The sequence below is a fragment of the Streptosporangium sp. NPDC049046 genome (genome assembly GCF_040649155.1).
Taxonomy (GTDB): Bacteria; Actinomycetota; Actinomycetes; order Streptosporangiales; family Streptosporangiaceae; genus Streptosporangium.
Genome location: NZ_JBEZEZ010000004.1, coordinates 82,290 through 99,311, shown reverse-complemented (window position 1 = coordinate 99,311; position 17,022 = coordinate 82,290). Strand labels below are relative to the sequence as shown.

The 17,022-nt window shown below is 71.1% G+C and carries 8 protein-coding genes; all 8 read left to right on the top strand.

What is annotated here, in order from left to right; genetic code table 11:
* Positions 1 to 2 precede the first annotated feature (2 nt).
* The 8 genes from AB0B96_RS06885 to AB0B96_RS06850 all read left to right on the top strand — a co-directional run bounded on the left by AB0B96_RS06885 (position 3) and on the right by AB0B96_RS06850 (position 17,008).
* Positions 3 to 1,019, top strand: coding sequence for a sugar ABC transporter permease (locus tag AB0B96_RS06885; protein ID WP_362896963.1), 1,017 nt, complete (start codon positions 3 to 5; stop codon positions 1,017 to 1,019).
* Positions 1,016 to 1,894, top strand: a complete 879-nt coding sequence (locus AB0B96_RS06880) for a carbohydrate ABC transporter permease (RefSeq protein ID WP_362896962.1) — start codon at positions 1,016 to 1,018, stop codon at positions 1,892 to 1,894. Before AB0B96_RS06885 ends, AB0B96_RS06880 begins: the two co-directional genes overlap by 4 nt.
* A 50-nt stretch (positions 1,895 to 1,944) precedes the next feature.
* Positions 1,945 to 3,561 carry a glycoside hydrolase family 13 protein gene (locus tag AB0B96_RS06875; RefSeq protein WP_362896961.1) on the top strand — a complete coding sequence of 539 codons (1,617 nt, stop codon included), beginning with the start codon at positions 1,945 to 1,947 and terminating at the stop codon, positions 3,559 to 3,561.
* Positions 3,551 to 4,606, top strand: coding sequence for a LacI family DNA-binding transcriptional regulator (locus AB0B96_RS06870; RefSeq protein ID WP_362896960.1), 1,056 nt, complete (start codon positions 3,551 to 3,553; stop codon positions 4,604 to 4,606). The genes AB0B96_RS06875 and AB0B96_RS06870 overlap by 11 nt, the downstream gene beginning before the upstream one ends.
* A gap of 191 nt (positions 4,607 to 4,797) precedes the next feature.
* Positions 4,798 to 7,368 carry an AMP-binding protein gene (locus AB0B96_RS06865; RefSeq protein WP_362896959.1) on the top strand — a complete coding sequence of 857 codons (2,571 nt, stop codon included), beginning with the start codon at positions 4,798 to 4,800 and terminating at the stop codon, positions 7,366 to 7,368.
* A gap of 61 nt (positions 7,369 to 7,429) precedes the next feature.
* Complete coding sequence (locus AB0B96_RS06860; protein ID WP_362896958.1) at positions 7,430 to 10,525, top strand: amino acid adenylation domain-containing protein; 3,096 nt, start codon at positions 7,430 to 7,432, stop codon at positions 10,523 to 10,525.
* Between the two features lie 4 nt (positions 10,526 to 10,529).
* A complete protein-coding gene (locus AB0B96_RS06855) occupies positions 10,530 to 16,037 on the top strand; it encodes an amino acid adenylation domain-containing protein (RefSeq protein ID WP_362896957.1) in 5,508 nt (1,835 codons plus the stop codon).
* Positions 16,028 to 17,008 (top strand): DUF6734 family protein, encoded by a 981-nt coding sequence (locus tag AB0B96_RS06850; RefSeq protein WP_362896956.1) that lies wholly within the window; start codon positions 16,028 to 16,030, stop codon positions 17,006 to 17,008. Before AB0B96_RS06855 ends, AB0B96_RS06850 begins: the two co-directional genes overlap by 10 nt.
* The last annotated feature ends 14 nt before the right edge of the window (positions 17,009 to 17,022 follow it).

Here is a 17,022-nt window from a genome sequence, read left to right as displayed (position 1 = left end):
CCGTGGCGACTTCCACTGGACGTGTAACCGGCACGGCCAGGGACCGGGCCGCGGGCGCCGCTGACGGCGCCCGCGGCCGGGGCCGCCCCAAGAAGGTCGGCCCGATCCGGCGGTCGATGTCGCAGTACTGGTACGCCTGGGCCATGGTGGCCCCGGTTGTCGTGGTCACCGCCATCCTGATCGGCTGGCCGCTGGTCCGGGGTGTGTATCTGTCCCTGACCGACGCCACCGAGGCCACCATGGGGCGGACGATCGGCGTCAACGTCATCCCCTCGACCTACGAGTTCATCGGGATCGGCAACTACCTCGACATCCTCACCGGTGGCTTGTTCTGGGACAAGCTGACCTGGACGGTCATCTGGACCGTCGCCTGTGTCGGGCTGCACTACGGCCTCGGCCTCGGTCTGGCCCTGCTGCTCAACCGGAAGTTGCGCTTCCGCTCGGCCTACCGGTTGATGCTGATCCTGCCGTGGGCGATCCCTCCCTTCGTCGCCGCCTTCATCTGGCGCTACCTCTACAACAGCGACTTCGGCGTCATCAACGCGATGCTGAAGGCCACGGGCCTGGGCGCGGTCGGCTGGCTCGACGACCCGACCACGGCGAAGATCGCGGTCATCGCGGTCAACGTCTGGGTAGGCGTGCCGTTCATGATGGTGGCCCTGCTGGGCGGGCTCCAGTCGATCCCCGGTGAGCTTTATGAGGCGGCCGAGGTGGACGGTGCCACGCCGTGGCAGCGCTTCCGCCACATCACGGTCCCCGGCCTGCGAACCGTCTCCAGCACCATCGTCCTGCTGGGCACGATCTGGACGTTCAACATGTTCCCGTTGATCTTCCTGATCACAGGCGGAGGTCCGGGCAGTTCCACGGAGATCCTGGTGACCTACGCTTACCGTGAGGCATTCACCGGCATCCGCAACTACTCGGGTTCGGCGGCATGGGGAGTGATCATCCTTCTGCTTCTCGTCGTGATGGCCCTGGTCTACCGCCGCGCGCTGCGCAAGCAAGGGGAGGTCTGGTGAGCACCGTCACGGCAGGTTCCGCGAGGCGCGGGCGCGCCCGCGGCCGCGAGGATCGCGGCATCGGCAGCTCGATCCTTTTGCACGGGACGCTGATCATCGCGTCCGTCATCTCGCTGTTCCCCATCGTGTGGCTGATCTTGACCTCGCTCAAGCCACGCGACGGCTGGCTCTCCAGCGAACTGAAGTTCTTCGACGACTCCTCGCTGGACAACTACGTCCGCGTGCTGACCGAGACACAGTTCCCGACCTGGTTGCTCAACTCCGTGATCATCGCGGGACTGACCACGATCATCGGTGTTTTCCTGGCTTCCACGACCGGGTATGCCATCAGCCGCTTCCGTTTTCCCGGCTACCGCGGTGTCATGTGGATGCTGCTGATCACCCAGATGTTCCCGGTGGCGATCCTGATCGTGCCGCTCTACAACCTGATGGCGGGCCTCGGACTGCTCAACCAGATTCCGGGACTGGTCATCGCCTATATGACCGTGGCGGTGCCGTTCTGCGCGTGGATGATGAAGGGCTACTTCGACTCCATCCCGCGCGAGATCGACCAGGCCGGCATGATCGACGGACTGACCCCGTTCGGCGTGTTCTGGCGGGTCATCCTGCCGCTGGCCCGGCCCAGCATCGCGGTCACCGCGTTCTACTCCTTCATGACGGCCTGGGGTGAGGTCGCCTACGCCTCGGTCTTCATGACGGGGGACGACAAGCGCACCCTCGCCGCCGGTCTGCAGCAGTTCGTCGGGCAGTTCTGGGCCGATTGGGGCCTGCTCACCGCCTCGGCGGTGCTGATCGCGTTGCCCGCGGCGGTGGTCTTCCTGCTCGTCCAGCGGCACCTGGTCGCCGGACTTACCGCTGGCGCCACGAAGTCGTAACACCACCGTGCTACTACATCCTGGTATGTCATCTGATCGGGGGATTTAATATGACCGAGCTTGTCCGGGCGGGCCTCGCTGCCGGGGCCGTCACCCGATGGTGGCGCGACGCGGTGATCTACCAGGTCTACGTGCGCAGCTTCGCCGACGGCAACGGCGACGGCGTGGGAGACCTGATCGGCGTGCGCGGCAGGCTCCCCTACCTGGCGGATCTCGGGGTCGACGCGATCTGGCTCACCCCGTTCTTCACCTCGCCGATGGCCGACTTCGGCTACGACGTGGCCGACTACCGGGACGTCGACCCGATCTTCGGGTCGCTCGCCGACGCCGGGGCACTGATCGACGACGCGCACCGGCACGGCCTGCGGGTCATCGTGGACGTGGTGCCCAACCACACCTCCGACCGGCACGCGTGGTTCCTGGAGGCCCTGGCGGCGCCTCCGGGAGACCCCGCGCGTGAGCGCTACATCTTCCGCGAGGGCCGGGGGGTCGGCGGGGAACTGCCGCCCAACGACTGGGAGTCGGTCTTCGGCGGCCCCGCGTGGACCCGGCTGCCCGACGGCGAGTGGTACCTTCACCTGTTCGCCCCGCAGCAGCCCGACCTGAACTGGGAGAACCCCGAAGTTCACGCGGAGTTCGAGTCGATCCTGCGGTTCTGGCTCGACATGGGCGTGGACGGCTTCCGTATCGACGTCGCCCACGGCATGGTCAAGGCCGAGGGCCTGCCCGACGTCGGCCACGCCGACCAGGTCGGGATGATCGGCACCGAGGTGGTGCCGTTCTTCGACCAGGACGGCGTGCACGAGATCCATCGCGCCTGGCGCAAACTGCTCGACTCCTACCCGGGAGAGCGGATCGGCGTCGCCGAGGCGTGGGCGCCGTCCTCGCAGCGGCTGGCCAACTACGTCCGCCCCGACGAGATGCACCAGGCGTTCAACTTCCACTTCCTCGTCACTCCCTGGGAGGCCGCTCCGTTCCGCGCGGTCATCCAGGAGTCGCTCACGACGGCGGGAATGGTCGGCGCGCCGTCCACCTGGGTGCTTTCCAACCACGACGTCAAACGCCATCTCACCAGGTACGGCGGCGGCGAGATCGGCCTGCGCCGCTCCCGCGCCGCCGCCCTGCTGACGCTCTCCCTGCCCGGCTCGGCCTACGTCTACCAGGGCGAGGAGCTCGGGCTGCCCGAGGTCCTCGACCTGCCGGAGGAGTTCCAGCGTGACCCGCAGCGCCTGCGCAACCCCGACCACGGCCGCGACGGCTGCCGGGTGCCGCTCCCGTGGGCCGACGACGAGCCGCACTTCGGCTTCAGCCTGCCCGGCGCCGAGGCGACCTGGCTGCCCATGCCGCCCTCCTGGGGGCCGCTCAGCGTCGCCTCCCAGCTCGACGACCCGCTCTCCACGCTGAACCTCTACCGGGAGGCGCTGAGGATCAGACGCGAGCGCCGCTCCTTCGACGACGCCCCGCTCACCTGGCTCGACTCCCCGGAGGGCACCCTCGCCTTCTCCAGGGGCGAAGGCTTCGCCTGCACGCTCAACCTCACCGGCGAGCCCGTGGAACTGCCCGCCCCCGGGCGGATCCTGCTGGCCAGCACGGAGACGGCCGTCGAGGACGGCGTGGTACGGCTCGCCCCCGACTCCGCCGTCTGGTGGGAACCCGATGTCGCATAGCACCGGGCAACTCGGCGCCGGCAACGGAACCGCCAGGCTGACCGACATCGCCGCGCAGGCCGGGGTGAGCGAGGCCACGGTCAGCCGGGTGCTCAACGGCAAGCCGGGCGTGTCCGCCCTCACCAGGCAGGCGGTGCTGACGGCTCTGGACCTGATGGGGTACGAGCGCCCCCAGCGGCTGCGCCAGCGCAGCAACGGGCTGATCGGCCTGGTCACCCCCGAGCTGGACAACCCGATCTTCCCCGCCTTCGCCCAGGCCTTCGAGAAGACGCTCACCCAGCACGGCTACACCCCGGTGCTCTGCACCCAACTGCCCGGCGGGGCGGTCGAGGACGAGTTCACCGAGGTTCTCGTGGAGCGCGGGGTGAGCGGGATCATCTTCGTCTCCGGACTGCACGCCGACATCACCGCGCGCTCGGACCGCTACACCCAGCTGATCGGGCAGGGCGTGCCGATCGTCCTGCTCAACGGACACGCCGCCGACGTGCCCGCCCCGTTCATCTCCCCGGACGACCGGGCCGCGGCCCGGCTGGCCGTGCAGCATCTGGCCGACCTCGGGCATGAGCGCATCGGCCTGGCCGTCGGCCCCGGCAGGTTCGTGCCGGTGATCAGGAAGATCGAGGGGTATCGGCAGGCGATGTCGCAGTTGTTGGGGGTGACGGAGGTCGACGAGTGGATCTCGCATTCGTTGTTCTCGGTGGAGGGTGGTCAGGCGGCGGCGGCGCAGTTGCTGGCGCGGGGGTGTACGGGGATCGTGTGCGCGTCGGATCTGATGGCGTTGGGGGCGATCCGGGCGTGCCGGGATCGGGGGTTGTCGGTGCCGGGGGAGGTGTCGGTGGTGGGGTTCGACGACTCGCCGTTGATCGCGTTCACCGATCCGCCGCTCACCACCGTGCGCCAGCCCGTGCAGCCGATGGTCACCGCCGCCGTGCACACCCTCCTGGAGGCCGTCGCGGGCACGCCAGGACAGCACTCCGAACTGATCTTCCAGCCCGAGTTCATCGTCAGGGGATCGACGGGATCCGGCCCCAAGGTGATCCGGTGACGGCCTGATCCCTCGATCCTCCCCGCTCCCCTTCCCTTCGCTCGAATCCATCCCCTCCCTTCCCCGCGTGGGGACCGGCATCGACCGCCGGTCCCTCTTCCCGGCATGTGCACCACCCGGACCGCCCACAGTCCGGGATCTCCCTCTTTTTCTTTCGATCCATCGATCTCGCGCCCGCCCAGGAGGTCGGCATGAGTGTGCACGACCCGGCTCCTCCCACCGTTCCCCGGCTGCTCGCGGCACGGGCGGAGACCGATCCCGACCGCCCCGCCCTCGTCGCCGGTGAGCCCGCCGACGGATCGGGCGACCTGACCTTCGGTCAGTGGGAACGGCGTTCCAACGCCGCCGCCCGTGGTCTGCTCGCGCGCGGCCTCCGTCCCGGAGACCGCGTCGGCCTGCTGTTCGGCGGGGACGAGTGGCCCGCCTTCGCCGTCGCCTTCTGCGCCGTACTCAAGGTCGGTGGCGTGGCGGTGCCGCTCTCCGCACGCCTCGGCGGCCATGAGATACGCGACAGCCTGCGACGTTGCGCCGCCGTGGGCGTGCTGCACGGGCGGCAGCCCCCCGTACTCGCCGAGAAGGATCCCGGCCGGTGGTGGTCACCGGTGCCGGACAACGGCGACGGCTCACCGATCGACGGCGTCGAGGTACGGCCGGGCGACCTCGCTCAGATCATCTACACCTCCGGCACGACCGACACCCCCAAGGGCGTCGGTGCCACCCACGCCAACCTGACCCACGGCCGCCCGCTACGTCCTCGCCGCCGGGCCTACGCGCACTCCGAGCGTTTCCTGCACGCCTTTCCCATCGGGACGAACGCCGCGCAGATGATGCTGATGGACGCCCTCACCGCCCACCCGGCCGCGCTCACCCTCCCCGGATTCGAGCCCGAGGAGTTCTGCCGCCTCATCGAGACCCACCGTGCGGGCACCGTCTTCCTCGTCCCGTCCATGGCGATCGAACTGCTCGGTTCCGGCGCTCATCGCAGGTACGACCTGTCCGGGGTGCTGCTGCTCAGTTCCTCGGCCGCCGCGCTGCCCCCCTCCGTCGCCCAGGACCTGGCCGTCGCCTTCCCCGGGGCGACGCTGGTCAACTACTACACCTCGACCGAGGCGGTCCCCGCCCAGACCACCATGATCGTCGATCCCGCCAGGCCCACCTCCCTGGGGCGCGCCACCGACTCCGATGACCTGCGCGTCCTCGGTGAGAACGGGGAGAGGCTGCCTCTGGGTGAGACGGGTGAGGTCTGGCTCCGCTCCCCGGCGCCGCCGCGCTCCTACGTGGGCGACCCCGAGGGCAGCGCGCTGGTCTTCCGCGACGGCTGGGTTCGGATGGGTGATGTCGGCCACCTCGACGCCGACGGCTACCTCTACCTGTCGGACAGGGAGACGGACGTCATCAAGTCGGGTGCCCTGAAGGTCTCGACCGTGCGGATCGAGGCGGTACTGCATGAGCACCCCGCAGTGGCGGAGGCCGCCGTCGTCGGCGTTCCCCACCCCGTGATGGGCGCGCTGCCCGCCGCCGCCGTACGGCTGGCGCACTCGGTGCCGATGGACGAGATCCGCGACTTCCTGTCCGGGCGGCTGGCCCGTCAAGAGTTGCCGACCAGGATCGTGCCGGTCGAGGAGTTCCCCCGCAACGACCTCGGGAAGATCCTGAAGTCCGAGGTCCGCGAGCTGTTCGCCGCGCGGGGCCGCCGGGTCCCGCTGACCGCGGGGCAGGCCGGAGCACCGGCCCACGGGGAGACGGTCCGGGTGGCGATGCGGGTGCGCGACACCGTCGACCCGGGGCTCCTGCGCAGGGCACTCCGCGAGGTCGCCGCCGCCCACGAGGCACTGAGGCTCACCTTCCCCGTGCTGGACGGCACCCGCGTCGCCGAGATCGCGCCGGAGGCGGAGCCCGAACTCGTCCGCGTCCCGGCGGAGGCCGCCGTCGAGTACGAGCTGTCCCGGGGGTTCGACCTCGAAAGGGGACCGCTGCTCAGGACGATCCTCACCGATCTCACCCCCGATGGGTCCCTGCTGGTGCTCTGCGCCTCCGCGCTGGCCTGTGACGACTGGTCACTCGAGACGGTCCTGTACGAGCTCGGCACCGCCTACGCCGCGGCTCTCGCCGGGCGTACGGCGCCGGCCCCGCAGGCCACCGTGAGCTACGCCGACTGGGCCGCCACCCGTCCTCCGGTCCCCGGTGGCCCGTCGGCTCGGTTCCCGTCGCCGCTCCCGCACCCTCCTGCCGATGTCTCCGGGGCATACGGCTTCAGCCTGCCGCCCGAGACGGCCGGGCGGCTGCGGCAGGTGGCGCGGGCCCGCCGGGTGGCGCCCGCCGAGGTGGCCCTGGCCTGCTGGGCGGCCGTGCTGTCGCGGAGGGGCGGCCTGCCCGAGCCGACGGTGCTCGTGCGCGAGCCGGGGCGTTCGGAACCCGCCCACGCCACGCTGGTCGGCCCACTCGCGCTGGACGTGCCCGTCCGGATCACGATCCCCGGCGACCCCGTCGATCCCGCTGCGCTGATCGGCCTCGCAGAAGCGGTGCCGGAGGCGGTGGAGCATGCCGGCCGGTTCCGTTTCGAAGGCTTCCGCCCTGAGCCGTACCTGCCCGGCCTGAAGGCCGAACCGTACCCGCTGCCCGTGGCTCCGCCCGTCGACGGCGGCCCGTTCCTCACCCTCGTCGAACAGCCGGACGGATCCATGTCCGGCGTCTGCGCGGGGCCCGCCGCCGATGACCTCGGCCGGGGGTTCCAGCGCCTGTGCGATCTCCTCGCTCCCTGATCGACCCCTTGACTCCCCTGATGAGCCCTCTTCGCCGAGCCCTCATCTGAGATCGGAAGTGATGCCGGTGACGTCCGAGATAGACTCCACACCCGTTCGGGCCTCGCTCGCCCAACAGGGAATATGGTTCAACGAACGACTGGGCGGCATCGGAACCGTCTATACGATGCCGTTCTCCGTCACCTTCGACGGTCCCCTCGACGAGGCTGCCCTGGTCGCCGCCTGGAAAGGGCTCGTCGCCCGCCATCCCGTTCTGGCCCGCGCGGTCGAGGAGCGGCAGGGCGTGCCCTATCTGGTACCCGCGGTCCAGCCCGTACTGCAGGTGGTGGACACCTCGCGGGAACGGCTCGCGGAATCGGTACGGGCCGAGATCCTGCGCACCTTCGACCTGTCCACCGGACCCCTGGCGCGGGCGGTCCTGTACCGGGAGGGCGAGGGGAGGGCGACGCTGCTGGTCGTGGCACACCACATCGTCTTCGACGGCGAGTCCACCTCGGTGTTCCTGCGCGACCTCGCCGAGCTCTACCGGGCCGAGGTCACCGGAACCGCCGCGGACCTGCCCGAGCTGAACCATGAGGAGCCGGACGCCGGGCGTGTCGAAGCCGGGCTCTCCTTCGCCAGGGAGTTCTGGCACTCGCGGTGGCGCCAGCCGGCAGAGGTGACCCTGCCGGGACTGTCGGGAGAGACGGCCATCTCGGCAGGGGGCGCGTCCGAGGGCGCGGCCGTGGAGTTCGCGCTGGCGGAGGAAGCACGGCAGGCACTGGCCCGGTTGTCGCAGGAGATCGGTGCCAGCAGGTTTGAGATCGTGCTCGCCTCGCTGCACGCGCTCCTGTACCGGTACGGCGACGCCGAGCCGACCGTCGCGGTCGATCTGGGGACCCGATCGCCGGAGACCCGCCACCACCTCGGCGCCTTCGTCAACGAATTGCCCGTCACGGCCAGGATCCAGCCGGACTGGAGTTTCCGCCGGTTCGTCGCCGACCAGCGGTTCGTCCACGGGCTCCGCTCCGACCTGCGTGGCCTCTACCGGGTCAGGGAGGTGCCGCTGTCACGGGCGGTCAGCGGCGTACGGCCCGGCGTCTCGCTCGCGCCGGTCTCGCTCGGCTACCGCAGGCGCGAGGCCGCTCCCACCTTCTTCGGCGTGGACGCCCATGTGGAGTGGGCACTCTTCAACCACACGGTCCGCGGCGCCATGCGCATGCACATCGTGGACGGGCCGGACCGCTTCGGTGTCGCCCTCCAGTACAACCCGGAGGCGATGGGCCGCGACGACGCCGAGCGGGTCGCCGCCCACTGGCGGACGCTGCTCGCCGCGGTGGCGGCCGAACCGGACGCGCCCCTGACCGGGCTGCCGCTGCTCGGCGCCGAGGAGACCGAGCTGCTGCTGTCGGACTGGAACGACACATCGGTCGACTACCCCGAGCTCACCCTGCCCGAGCTGGTGGCCGCGCAGGCGGCCCGTACCCCGGACGCCACGGCCGTCGAGTGTGGCACGGACTCGATGACCTACGCGGAGCTCAGCGCGGCCACCGACCGCCTGGCCCTGCGGCTGCGCGCCGAGGGAGTGGGCCGGGGGAGGCTGGTGGCGATCTGCGCGGAGCGCTCGCAGGCGACCCTGGTCGGGCTGCTGGCCGTGGCGCGAGCCGGGGGAGCCTACCTGCCGCTCGATCCAGGACACCCCGAGGAGCGGCTCCGTTTCGTGCTGGAGGACTCCGGCGCCGGACTGCTCCTGACCGATCCGGCGACACGAGACCGGCTGGCCGGATTCGAGCTCCCCATCATTGTCCTCGAAGACCTGGTCATCCCGGTTGAGGTGGCCGAGCCGGCCGGTTTCGGCCGGCCATCGCCGGAGGATCTCGCCTACGTCATCTACACCTCCGGCTCCACGGGACGCCCGAAGGGCGTGGAGATCCCGCACCGGGCACTGACCAACCTGCTGCTCGCCATGCGCGACCGGCTCGGTTCCCGCAGGGGGGACGGCTGGCTCGCCCTGACCTCGCTGTCGTTCGACATCTCCGCGCTGGAGCTCTACCTGCCGCTGATCACCGGCGGCCGGGTCATCATCGCCCCCGGCGACGCCGTCAGGGACGGGCGCGAACTCGTCAGGATCGCCGGGTGCGGGGTGACCCACGTGCAGGCCACCCCGTCCGGCTGGCGGATGCTGCTCGACTCCGGGCTCGACCTGCCGCACGTGACGGCGCTGGCGGGTGGGGAGGCACTGCCCGCCCCGCTGGCTCGCGAGATCCTGCGCAGGACCGGCCGTCTGATCAACGTCTACGGTCCCACCGAGACGACGATCTGGTCGATGAGCGCGGAGATCACCGAACCTGTCACGACGGTGCCGATCGGCGAGCCGCTCGCCAACACTCGGGTCCACGTGCTCGACGAACGGCTCGGTCTGCTCCCCGTCGGGGTGCCGGGTGAGCTGTGCGTCGCGGGCGACGGCATCGCCGACGGCTACCGGAACCGGCCCGAGCTGACCGCGGAGCGGTTCGCGGACGATCCGTTCGGCCCCGGACGGCTCTACCGCACCGGCGACCGGGTGCTCAGGAGAGCCGACGGCCTGATCGAGTTCATCGGCAGACTGGACGACCAGATCAAGCTCCGCGGCCATCGCATCGAGCCGGGCGAGATCGAGGCCCGGCTGCTCGAACATTCTCAGATCCGCCGCGCGGCCGTGCTCGCCAGGGAGGACGACAAGGGCGAGCGGCGGCTGGTCGCCTATCTGGAGGCCGAGGCCGTCCCCGCTGACCTGCGGGAGCATTGTGCGAGGACGCTCCCGCCGTACATGGTCCCGAGCGACTTCGTACACCTGTCCCCGCTGCCGCTCACCGCGAACGGCAAGCTCGACCGGAGCGCGCTACCCGCCCTCGACACGGGAGGGGAGCGGGAGGCGAAAGCGGCCTCGGCGGTACCGGTCACCTACAGCGGCGTGGCCGCCGAGCTCCACGAGATCTGGTGCGAGGTGCTGGGGGTGGCGGAGGTCGGTCCTGAGGAGGACCTGTTCGAGCTGGGCGGGCACTCGCTCACCATCACCCAGATCGCCTCACGGGTCCGTCTGCGCCTGGGCGCCGACCTGCCGCTCCACGTCTACTACGACGACTCCACGATCCAGGCGGTCGCCGCCGCGGTCGAGCGCCTGCGCGGGGAGGGCTGAGCACGTGCTGACCCACTTGCGGGACGCCGCCCGCTCCGACGGCGTCCCGCTCTCGCCAGGCCAGGAACGGCTCTGGTTCCTGGATCAGCTCAACCCCGGTGACGCCGCCTACAACGTCTACGTCTCGGAACGGCTGCGCGGACCGCTGGACGCCGCGGCGCTGGCCGGCGCGTTCGACGAGGTCGTGGCCAGGCACGAGGTGCTGCGCACCCGCTACCCGAGCGTGGAAGGCCGGCCGGTCCAGGTCGCCGAGGAGTCCGGCCCCGGCCTGGAGCGGGTCGACCTGTCCGGTGAGTCCGTGCCGGACCCGGTCGTTCGAGCGCGGGAGCTGGTGGCCGAGCTGACCAACCGGGGGTTCGACCTGGCGGCAGGGCCGGTGCTGCGCGCCGTCCTTCTCCGGCTGGCCGCCGGCGACCACGTGTTCTGCCTCGTCGTCCACCACATCGCGGTGGACGGCTGGTCACTGGGCGTACTCCGCGGCGAGCTGACCGCCCTGTACGAGGCGTTCGCTGCGGGGCTGCCCTCCCCGCTTCCGCCGCCCGCACTACAGTACGCCGAGTACGCCGAGTACGCCGTGGCCCGCCGCGAGGCCCTCGCCGAGGAGGACCTGGGCTACTGGCGGGCCAAGCTCGCCGATCCGCCGGTTCTCGCGCTGCCCACCGACCGCCCGCGTCCCCGGATCAGGACCGCGCGCGGCGCCTACGTCTCGCGGATCATTTCGGGGCCGCTGGCGGCCGAGGTGGCCGGGCTGGCCAGGCACGAGCGCTGCACGCTGTTCATGACGCTCACCGCGGCCTTCCAGGCACTGCTGGCCCGCCATACCGGGCAGGAGGACATCTGCCTGGGCACCCCGGTCGCGGCCAGGGACCGGCCCGAGCTGGAGGGAATGATCGGTTTCGTCGTCAACACGCTCGTGCTGCGGGGCGACCTGTCGGGCGATCCGACCTTCCGCGACCTGCTGCGCCGTACCCGCGCGATGGCGCTGGAGGCGTACCAGCGCCAGGACACGCCCTTCGACGTCCTGGTCAACGAGCTCGGGGTGGACCGGGACCTGTCGCGAACCCCGGTCTTCCAGGCCCAGCTGGTCCTGCACGGCCGGCACCAGGAGGGGCTACCGCTGCCCGGGATCACCACCGAGCTGTTCGAGGGCGGCTTCGCCCTGTCCAAGTTCGACCTCTCCCTGGAGATCGGACACGAGGGCGACGGGCTGCGGGCGCACCTCTCCTACAACGCGGACCTGTTCGAACCCGGCACCGCCGAACGGCTCGCCGCCCACTTCGAGAACCTCCTGCGCTGCGCGACCGGTGCCCCGGACACCCGGCTGTCGGAGCTGGAACTGCTCGATGAGGACGAGCGTGAGCTCATCCTGGAACGATGGAACGGCGGGGCCTCAGGCCGGGGCGCCGCCGAGGGGGTCACCACCCTGCACGGGCTCGTGGAGCGTGCCGCGGCCCGCTCACCGGAGGCCGTCGCGGTCGTCTTCGGCGCCACCGAGCTGACCTACGGTGAACTCGACTCCCGAGCCGACCGGCTCGCCCGGGTGCTGCGCGGTCACGGGGTCGGCAGGGACACCCGCGTCGCCGTCTGCCTGGAGCATTCCCCTGACCTGGCGGTGGCCGTGCTGGCCGTGCTCAAGGCGGGGGGCGCCTACCTGCCGCTCGACCCGGAGCAGCCTGCGGACCGGCTCGCCCACCTGGTTGCCGATTCGGGGGCGACGGTGCTGGTGACCGCTCCGGCGCTGACGGATCCGCTCCGCGCCCAGGTCACGGTTCTGCTCGATGGGGGCGAGGTCGTGGACCCCAAAGATCCCGCGGCTCTCGCGGATCCTCGGGAGCCCGGGGGAACGGGGCCGGACGACCTGGCCTACGTGATCTACACCTCGGGCTCGACCGGCCTGCCCAAGGGCGTCGCCGTGCAGCACAGGCAGGTCCTCAACTACCTCGCCGACGTGCGCGAGCGATTCGAGATCGTGGACGGCGCCCAGTACGCCCTGCTGCAGTCGCTCTCCTTCGACTTCGGAGTCACGATCTTCTACCTGGCCCTGGCTACGGGAGGATGCCTGCACCTCGTCCCGTCACGGATCTCCGGCCCTGACCTCGCCGACTACGCGGACCGGGTGGGGATCGACTACCTGAAAATCACCCCCTCACACCTGGGGGCGCTCACCGCCGAGGTCGACCCGCGCCGGATCCTGCCCCGCCGCATGCTCATCCTCGGTGGCGAGGGTTCGGCCTGGGAGTGGACCCGCGAGCTGGCTGCCCTCGGCGTCTGCCGGGTGGTCAACCACTACGGCCCCACCGAGGCGACCGTCGGCGTGACCACGTACGAGGTAGGGGCCGAGGACGACGTCCGGGGGCCGATCACCCCGATCGGGCGACCGCTCGGCCATGTCCGGGCCTACGTCCTGGACGCCGGCCTCAGGCCGGTGCCTATCGGCGTGGTCGGTGAGCTCTGCCTCGGCGGCGACCGGCTGGCACGCGGGTATCTCGGCCGCCCGGACCTGACCGCCGCCGCCTTCGTCCCCGATCCCTACGGCGAGCCGGGGGGCAGGCTCTACCGCACCGGTGACCTGGTACGCAGGCTACCCAGCGGCGACCTGGAGTTCCTGGGCCGCCGCGACCTCCAGGTCAAGATCCGCGGGTACCGGGTCGAGCTGGCCGAGGTCGACGAGGCACTCCGCGCCCTCCCCGGCGTCGCTCACGCGGTGGTGGACGCCCGCGGCCGGCCCGGGGCACTGGAACTGGTCGCCTACCTGGTCGCGGCGGGGACATCCGGGACATCCGGGACACCCGAGGCCGAGGGGGCCGGCCAGGCACCCGCCGGATCGGGCGTGGCCGAGCTGCGCGGGCGGCTGCGGACCGTGCTGCCCGACTACATGGTGCCGACCCGCTACGTCTGGCTGGAGCGGCTGCCGCTGAAGTCGCACGGAAAGGTCGACAGGGCCGCGCTCCCCGACCCCGGGGCGACCGGACCGGATCGGACCGGGGAGTTCGAGCCGCCCTCCGGGATGGTCGAGGAGGCCGTCGCGGCGGCGTTCGCGCAGGTGCTCGAGGTGGAACGGGTCGGTGCCGTGGACGACTTCTTCGACCTGGGCGGGCACTCGCTGCTCGCCGTGCGGGTGGTCGCCAGGCTCCGCCGGAGCCTGGACGGCATGCGGCCGATCAGTGTGATGGACCTGTTCGGCCATCCGAGCCCGCGAGCCCTGGCCGCCCTCGTCGAGTCGGACGACAGCGGGCCGCGCGGCCTGCTGTACGAGCTGACACCTTCGATCGCCACCCCCGAGCTGTCCCTGGTGTGCGTGCCGTACGGCGGCGGCAGTGCGGTGGTCTACCAGCCGCTCGCCGACGCCCTGCCCGCAGGGTGCGCGCTGCACGCGGTGGCGGTGCCCGGACACGACCTGGGGCTGGCCGAGGAGCCACGCCCGCTGGCCGAGGTTGCCGCCGAGTGCGTGACCGAGATCCTGGCCAAGGTGTCCGGGCCACTGGTGCTCTACGGTCACTGCGGGGTGGGCGGCGCGCTGACCGTCGAGATCGCCCGCCAGGTGGAGGCCGCGGGGCGTCCGCTTGAGGCGGTCTACCTCGGAGGGCTGTTCCCGTTCGCCCGGCCCACCCGCGGCGTGCTCGGTCGCTGGGCACGTCTCACCAGGCTGGAACGGCTGCGCGCCGATCGGGGCCAGGTGAACTGGCTGACCGGCATGGGGGCCGACCTGACCGGGCTGACCGAGGAGCAGCTGGCGTTCGTCGTGCGCAACATGCGGCACGACTCCCGCGAGGCGGAGGACTACTTCACCCGGCTGGTCGAGGAGGGGGCGGAACCGCTGAGGGCCCCGATCGTCTCGGTGGTCGGCGAGCGCGACCCCAGCACCGAGTTCCACCGCGAGCGCTACACCGAGTGGGGTTTCCTGTCGCCCCGTACCGCCCTCGCCGTGCTCGACGAGGGGGGCCACTACTTCCTCAAGTACCGGGCCGAGGAACTGGCCGAGATCGTCACCACGGTCCACCCGGCCCTCGTGGAACCTCCGGCGCCAGGGGCGGGGCCGCCGGAATCCACCAGCGGTACCTGGCGCCTCGCCGCCACCTCCGGCGCCCCGGACGCCCCGGTTGGCCTGGATCGCTCCAGCGGGGCGGGAGATGGGGAAGCGCCCGAACCGAGCCTGGCGCGATTCCTGACGATCGCGGTCGGGCAGTTGGTCACCATCGTGGGCGCCACGCTCACCGAGTTCGCGATTCCCATCTCCACCTACCTGGACGGCGGATCGCTCACCCGGTTCGCCGTGCTTCAGATGCTCGCGCTGATTCCCGGAATCCTGGTCGCCCCGCTGGCCGGAGCGATCGTGGACCGATCGAGCAGGCGGGCCGTCATGCTCGGCGGCAACGTCGCGGCGCTCGTCGTACAGCTGATCACCGGCATCCTGGTGTGGAGCGGCGGCCTGGAGGTCTGGCACCTGTACCCGTTGCTCACCGCCCTGTCCGTCGCGCTGACCTTCCAGCGACTGGCCTACATCTCGGCCATCCCGCAACTGGTCCCCAAACGCTATCTCGGGCATGCCAACGGGGTGGTCCAAGCGACCACAGGCGTGGCGCAGTTCATCGCGCCGCTTGGCGCGGTGGGACTGCTCGCGCTCACCGGGCTGGGAGGCATCCTGGTGCTCGACGTCGCCGGGTACGTCGCGGGGGTGATCGTGTTGCTCTGCGTCGCCTTTCCCGCGAGGCTGGCCGGTGAGCGCCACGAGTCCGTCGCGGCGGAGATCGCCGGGGGATTCCGGCTGCAGATGGGCCGGCCCGGCTTCCGGGCCATGCTGGTCTTCTTCGCGCTCTTCAACCTGGTGCTCTCCCCGGTGTTCCTGCTCTTCTCACCGCTGGTGCTCTCCTTCGGGACGCTCGGCGACGCCGGGTTCGTAGCACTGCTCGGCGGCGCGGGCGCGGTGACCGGCGGCCTGGTCATGAGCGTGTGGGGTGGACCGGCGCGCCGCCGGATGTTCGGCGTGCTGATGGGGACGCTGGCGCTGGCGGCCTGCTGCCTGGTGACCGGTGCGCACGAGTCGCTGCTGTTCGTCGGAGCCGGTGCGTTCGGGGTGTCCTGCTCGCTCGCGCTCGTCAACGGCGTCTACGCCACCATCGTCCAGGTCAAGGTGCCCCAGCGGTTTCACGGCCGGGTCTTCGCGCTCAACCAGATGGTCGCGCTGTCGACGATTCCGCTCGGCGTGGTCCTGATCGCGCCGTTCGGCGAGCGCCTGCTGGAGCCGATGTTCCTGCCGGGCGGCCTGCTGGCCGATACGGCGGGTGCGGTCATCGGGGTGGGGCCGGGTCGCGGCATCGCGTTCATGTACATCGTATGCGGCCTGCTGGTCGCACTGATCGTGGCCGGCGCGCTGCGCAGCCGGGCGCTTTCCCGTTTCGACGACGAGGTGCCGGACGCCGTGGCAGACGACCTCGTCGGTATCGAGGCCCTGAGCCGAAGGGCCGGACCGGACGCAAGAACGACGAGAAAGGAGCCGGTCCAGTGTCCCTGACCGTCCCCGCAGTCCACGTCAACTGGACCGGCCCGTACCGGGCCGGCCTCCGCCGCCATCGGGACCGGGCGCTGGAGAACGGCCCCTATGGGGTGCCGGTCGAGGAGATCCTCACCTGCGTGCACAGCGTCCATGCCTGGCGTACCTTCCACGGAGGCGTCGAACTGGTGACCGACGAGCTGGGAGCCTCCTACACCGCCGCGCAGGGGCTCGACGTGCTCTACGACCGGGTCGACACCCACCTGGACGAGTTGGACGCCCTTGACGTCGACCCGCTCCTGTACTTCGCGGCGGGCAAGAGCCATGCGGCCCTGTCGCGAGCCGCGCCGTTCGCCGTGGTCGACACCGACTTCTACCTGCGCCGACCCATCGACCACCTGGAGCGCGGGGGGTTCGTCTTCGCGCACTGGGAGTCGGTCGGCAACTCCGTCTACCCGCCGATCGAGGAGATCCCCAATCCCGCGGGCCTGGACCTGTCCCGCTGGACGTTCGACACCCCGGCCGCGAACATGGCCGTCTCGGTCTTTCTCGACGACCGGCACCGCGCCGAGTACGCCGAGGCGGCGATGGCGTTCATGACCGGCAACGCGGGCCCTTCGAGCACCGACCCGATCGTCCGCCAGACCTTCGCCGAGCAGCGCATCGCCCCCGCGGTCGCCCGCTCCCTCGGCGTGGACCCGCGCCCGGTCACCGAGCGCTTCTGGATCGTGGAGACCGAGGAGTGGGACGGGCCCTCCTACGCCGACCGGTTCCACCACACCTGGAATCAGAAGCGCCTGCTGCGCCAGTTCCCCGAGCTGCGTCCGGCCTACTGGCGCTACCTGCTGGAGGATCTGCTCTGGAACCACCCCTCCGCCGCCGAACTGCTCTTGTCTGTGCCCGCGCTCGAAGAGTGCGCCGACCTCATCCGGGCCGTCCGGCGCGACCTGGCCGCGCACGGCCCCACCGTCCTCGATTGGAAGAGGCCATGACCCCGTGCCGAGAC